Origin of the sequence: Luteimonas terrae (genome assembly GCF_031457535.1) — a bacterium.
Taxonomy (GTDB): domain Bacteria; phylum Pseudomonadota; class Gammaproteobacteria; order Xanthomonadales; family Xanthomonadaceae; genus Luteimonas; species Luteimonas terrae_A.
On sequence record NZ_JAVDWO010000023.1, the window covers coordinates 1 to 5299 of the forward strand.

At 61.1% G+C, this 5299-nt stretch carries 7 protein-coding genes; 4 read left to right on the plus strand and 3 right to left on the minus strand.

Annotated elements, in window-relative coordinates:
• Window positions 1-239: 239 nt before the first annotated feature.
• The 4 genes from J2W68_RS18050 to J2W68_RS17920 all read left to right on the plus strand — a co-directional run bounded on the left by J2W68_RS18050 (window position 240) and on the right by J2W68_RS17920 (window position 3635).
• The gene (locus J2W68_RS18050; protein WP_430539776.1) at window positions 240-701 is read left to right on the plus strand and encodes a DUF4189 domain-containing protein; all 462 of its coding nucleotides are present in this window, start codon (window positions 240-242) and stop codon (window positions 699-701) included.
• Between the two features lie 130 nt (window positions 702-831).
• Complete coding sequence (locus J2W68_RS17910) at window positions 832-1053, plus strand: hypothetical protein (protein WP_310238744.1); 222 nt, start codon at window positions 832-834, stop codon at window positions 1051-1053.
• 1032 nt (window positions 1054-2085) lie between these two features.
• Complete coding sequence (locus J2W68_RS17915) at window positions 2086-2769, plus strand: XAC0095 family protein (protein ID WP_310238746.1); 684 nt, start codon at window positions 2086-2088, stop codon at window positions 2767-2769.
• Between the two features lie 317 nt (window positions 2770-3086).
• The gene (locus tag J2W68_RS17920; RefSeq protein WP_310238748.1) at window positions 3087-3635 is read left to right on the plus strand and encodes an RNA polymerase sigma factor; all 549 of its coding nucleotides are present in this window, start codon (window positions 3087-3089) and stop codon (window positions 3633-3635) included.
• Window positions 3636-3805: 170 nt separating this feature from the next.
• Here J2W68_RS17920 and J2W68_RS17925 read toward each other — a convergent pair whose 3' ends face one another.
• From J2W68_RS17925 to J2W68_RS17935, 3 genes are all read right to left on the minus strand, one after another.
• Entirely contained in the window at window positions 3806-4243 is a 438-nt protein-coding gene (locus J2W68_RS17925) for a hypothetical protein (protein WP_310238750.1), read from the minus strand.
• 168 nt (window positions 4244-4411) lie between these two features.
• Complete coding sequence (locus J2W68_RS17930) at window positions 4412-4765, minus strand: hypothetical protein (RefSeq protein ID WP_310238755.1); 354 nt, start codon at window positions 4763-4765, stop codon at window positions 4412-4414.
• Entirely contained in the window at window positions 4759-5103 is a 345-nt protein-coding gene (locus tag J2W68_RS17935; RefSeq protein WP_310238758.1) for a transposase, read from the minus strand. Before J2W68_RS17935 ends, J2W68_RS17930 begins: the two co-directional genes overlap by 7 nt.
• Window positions 5104-5299 lie beyond the last annotated feature (196 nt).

Here is a 5299-nt window from a genome sequence, read left to right on the forward strand (position 1 = left end):
TAGTCACCTCGAAGGCTGCGCCATGCGCGCACTTGTTTCCACCCCGATCACGCCAAGCGTTTGATCTGACTGGTGAAAACGTGGGGAAACCTCAGTGCCAGGTTCACTTATCCCGCTTTGATGGGCGATGCGCAGGTCGCGTGCCTGCGAAGCGATAGTAACTGTGCTAGTTTCACTTCCTGAGCAAGAGACGTTCCGAAACTTCAGCTAACACGTGGATAAGAAGGATTAGATTGAAGATGAGGCTAAGAGGGAACTTAGACAGATACTGTGTTCTGGCGGTTTTGATCGCGGCCGGTGCTGCATTTCCGGCCGGCGCCCAGCAGCCCGGGTCGGCTGAATACAATCGCGTGTTCGTTCCGGCGCACGGCACCGGCGACACGAGACGGCCCAGCCCCGGCGATAGATGGGGCGCGTATGCAGTAAGCGAAGTCAATAAGTACACCGGGTTTGTTACAGGATTGACGACCGAACCCGATGCGGTGGCCGCTGCCACCGCTATGTGCGTTGAGCGAGGCGGCGTGGTCTGTGCCAAGGAAGCAACGTTCTTGAATTCCTGCGCTGCAGTAGCGACGAGTGAATCCAGGTCGCGATGGGCGATCGAAGATAGCCTCCGTGCTGCGACAAGCGCAGCGAAAGAGGAATGCGGGCGGGAGTGCAGGATTCGTTGGAGCGGATGCAGCGACGATTCTTCTCGCTAGAGGGATGCAGCGGCAGGTTCACTTATCCCGCTTTGGATGGAAGTAGCGGTGCCAGGTTCACTTTGCAGCAGCTGATGCCCGATACTCGCCCTGCGCCGGATCCAGACGCCAGCACGGCGTGCCCGGTTTCATGATTACAGTGGAAATGATGCAGGCGTTCTTCTCCGATACGCGGCAGAAGAACATCGAGGCGGGCAAGATCTGGAGCATCGACGAGGTCTGCCGCTGGTCGTTCTTCTTTGTCGATGAGGATGGCGATGCGCTGCTTCCGGTGGCGCAGCACATGGAGTCGCTGGGCTATACGTTAGTCGGCGTCACCGAGCCTGACGACGAAGAGGATCCGTTCTTCTAGCTGCAGGTGGACAAGCTGGAGCAGCACACCCCGGAATCGCTGCAGGCGAGGGTGGAAGCGCTTTACGCCATCGCCGAGCAGTTCGAGATCGCCGACTACGATGGCATGAATGTGGTCGCTGCCTGAGGGAATTAGCGGTGCCAGATTCATTTCCTGCTGGAGTATCGCGTCGAGGTCTTCGGCGGTCAGAGCTTCATCGAGCAGGCGGCATCAGCGGCGTGCGTATTTGTGAGGGTCGGCGTACGGGGCATCCATTTTGGATGTAGCGTCAGTAAGGATTCGCGGCGCTGGCCCGGGTGGGCGGCGCAACTGGACCAGCGTCATACAGCCGGCCATCGGTGATCCAGACGAGTTCTTGTTGAGTTCGATGTAGCGCCGAAGAAGCGCCCGCTTCGCAGCGGGCGCCAGTTCTCGTGTTGCCTATGTTGTGTGACAAGTTGGAGTGCAGTGTTTGCATCCGTTCGACTGCCGATAGGTCTGCTTTGCCTGCAGCACCGCAGAACTGCAACTTGAGTGGTAGCCCAGGTCCAAGCGGTTGCGTGAGTCCGGCAAGTGATCGCAGGTGCCAGGTGTCAGATCGTGGACTTCGTGGTCCCCGTTCGTCTGCTCATTCTTGTTGACGCAATAGCTCGGCATGTCCGCTCCTTGGTTGACCGCGCAACTCCAGACTGGCGATGCGTCAGACAGCCAAACGTAGGGAGCACAGGAAGCCGGCCAATCTGGAGTGCCTCCGCTTATTCGAGAAGTGGACCGCTTTTGCGGTGCTGCCTTGACCTCGCTGCATTCGAGTAGCAAACTCAATCCCAAGGAGCGTCGAAACTCCTCTACGAGCGGTCCCCACCTCCGTCAATCTGGTGGGTTTTTTGTGCCCGTGCGCTTGCGGGCATGGACCGACGCGATGCCTGCGTCGGGAGGGCGGCTAATACAACACCCTTCGGGGAAATACGCCCGCCGGCTCGTAGCGGTTTCGAACCTCCCGACTTCCCGTCCTCCGTCTGGCGGACGGGCACTTCATGGATCGAGGAGAAGACGATGTCGAAGTTCGATACGGAAGATCGCGGCGCGCTGGGCTATTTCCTGACCGAGGACGGCCAGTCCCGGTTGCGCAATCTGCACCAGCACATTGTGTTCCTGTCACGCTTGGCGGAGCCGCGCGTGGACGAGGAAGAGGACGGGCCTGAAATCGACCACCCCGCGCTGGCGGGCTGCATGGACCTGCTGGCCGAGCAGGTGCAGTTGGTGCTCGATACGGTGGTCTGGCCGGCGCGCCTGCAGGCGAAGGGCAAGCCGGGCGCTGAGCAAGATGAGGCCGACGACGACGACGGTGACGACGAAGCTGAGGATGTGGATGCCCAGGACGATGTCGAAGAGGCAGTCGCGGCGGGACCGGGCGGGGCGAAATATGTGGTCGGCATGACGCTGCGTCAGATCGATGAAGCGACCAACCTGCTCGACATGCTGGTTGCCCAAGGCGATCTGCTGCACTTGAGCGGCACTTCGGGCACCGAATTCACGGATAACACGATCGCAATGGCCGGCGCGTCCATCTTCGATAGTGCGCAGGCGCTGCAGGCACTCCACCAGCAGGTGAATTCGCAGTACCTCACTGATCCGCCGGCCGCACGACGGCGGGTGCGGGAGACGCCGCCGCTGTACAACGTGCACGTGACTGCATCCTCCTCGCCGCAGGGCGAACACCGCGCGCACCAGCACTGAGCCCAACGCAACCCGCAGCCGCGCTGACGCGTGCTGCGGGTTGCGTCTTGAATTTGGGGCGAGGGCGCAGGCTTGATGGACGCGCCTACGTGCACAGTTCGTGCAGGGCCTGATCTACCAACAGTCACTGCGCGCCTTCTGAATCGTTAGCGTGCTGACGGTGCGTGTAGTACCGCGACCAGATTCGGTCCAACGACCGCAGAAACCATTGTTCCGCCGCACAGACGCGTGCCGACCGCATCGGGGGACTGGGCGGCTTTGCCGTGCGCATCGCATGTGCCGGGCAGGGCATGTCGACAGCGCACCGGAGGGTTTGTATGTCCAACAACAAGGATGTTGTGTCGTCTGAGGTGGCGCGCCGCCGCGCCGCATTCGATGCAGCGCTGACGCATCTGCAACCGGACCTGCTGCACTTCATGCAACGGCGCATTCGCAATGTGGACACGGCCGCTGACCTCACGCAAGAAGCGTTACTGCGAATGCTCGTCTACCGGGAGGCACCCGACATCGCCTGCCATGCATCGCTGATGTATCGCATCGCATGGAACCTGTTGCGGGAACACTGGCGAACGCAGCGTGGTCACCACGCATCCAGCCACGTACCGCTGGATCTGACTGAACCGCTGCTGGCGGATGCCGTTTCGGTGGAAGACATCGTCGACGCCCGCCGGGCACTGCATCGCCTGTCCAGTCAGGCGCTCGAGGCCTTGCCACCCAAATGCCGCAAGGCATTCGCGCTCCATCGCGCCGACGGTCTGACCTATCCAGAGATCGCTGCCGAAATGGGCGTCTCGGTGAAGACCGTGGAGAAGCACATCAGCAGGGCGCTTGCCGTGTGCCGTGCGGCGGTGGATCCAGCTATGTAACCTGAAAGCCCTGGCAGGTTTCAGGCGGTCACAGCGAACAGCCATGACTTGCGAGGTTTGTGTGCAGGCTCGAGCTGGCTTCATTGGCGCGCCCGACGCAGTGGGCGATTACCAAGGAGCGCGTGTATCAACGCAAAGCATCAACGAGAAATCAGCATGCAAGAGAAATATCATTCTCGATCTGGCTTGACCAGGAAAAATGGTCCTGGGCAAAGAGCTAGCGATTCACGAGGGATCATCTTTTCGGCGGATTCTTTGGACAAGACGGATCCTCCGATCTGCGTATCACCACTGACAGTGAGTGCGGGCTCTCCGGAAGCATCACGTACGACTACTTTGCGATGTTCCTCGCCTAGGCTGTAGTTGTGAGGAAAAACGAGCGCGTAGCTCTCCCCGCCATGTGCTCTAAAGCGAATGCATCCATCTACAACTTCAGGTGAGCCATCAAGCGGAGCCATTCCGTACACGATCGGTTCGTCAGAGGCAGCCGATCGCAAAAGCTTGATCTCATTTAGGTCGGGCGTAGGTGTTGGGCTACACGCAGCGATAAGCATGGCCGCGAAAGTCGCGGCCACAATCGAATAAAAACGCTGTGGAATGTGCGTCATGGCGTCACGAGGATGGAAAAACCGGTGGCTGGGAACACATGGCGGGCCTGCATAGACAACTGAATTTCGTTTCCAAGCGTGCGTTCTCTGCAGATCACTCCAAGCGCGACAAGGTATTCCAACTGGTCCGCCGCTGCCCCCCTGTAAACCTGACCAACGGTGCCAGGTTCACTTCCCCGCTTTGAGGGGCGGTGCGCAGGGCGTGTGCCCGCGAAGCGGCGGGTCTTGGCTTCCACCATCGCGCGGAAGTCGTCGCGGCCACAGGGCGCGTTGCTGTTGCAGATACTCGCGGATCTCGGCGAGTTGTTCGTTTGGCAACGCCTCGTCCAGCAGGCTGCGCCAGAGGGTGGCACGCCGCGAGGGGTCGGCATCCAGCGCAAGCCAGGCGGGGTGGGGCTTCAGCAGCGAGCCGGCGCGCTGCCCCAGATGCGCAGCGCAGCTGGACGAGCGATACATCAGGGGATCGTCGGTGATCCGGGCCCGGACCGGGTTGAGTTCGATGCAGCGCTGGCAGGTCAGCACGTAACGGGCGTCGCCGACCAGACAGGCCTTGTAACGGCCTTCTCAAAGCGTGCCGGTGCGGCGGTGGCGGGCATTGAACAGGCCGACGTACTGGCGCCCAATTTCTGCATTATCCGGCTCAGGTCGCCCGGTCCGTGCGGCGTTGCGAGCAGGTGGACGTGGTTGTCCATCAGCACGTAAGCGTGCAACTGCACCCCGGTCGCGAGCAAGGCGCCGCGGAGCAGGTACAGGTAGCCCAGCCGGTTGCGGTCATCCAGGAAGCAGGGCACGCGGTTGTTGCCGCGCTGCACGATGTGCTGCGGCACACCGGGAAGGTCGAATCGTGGTGCGCGGCCCATGTCGACAGCATCGCTCGGCAGGGAGAACGCATGCGGTCAACATTTGCCACGGGGAAGCTCCCGTCGACGCCCGTCGCGATCTCGGGAAAGTGAACCTGACGCTGAGGTTTCCCCACGTTTTCACCAGTCAGATCAAACGCTTGGCGTGATCGGGGTGGAAACAAGTGCGCGCATGGCGCAGCCTTCGAGGTGACTA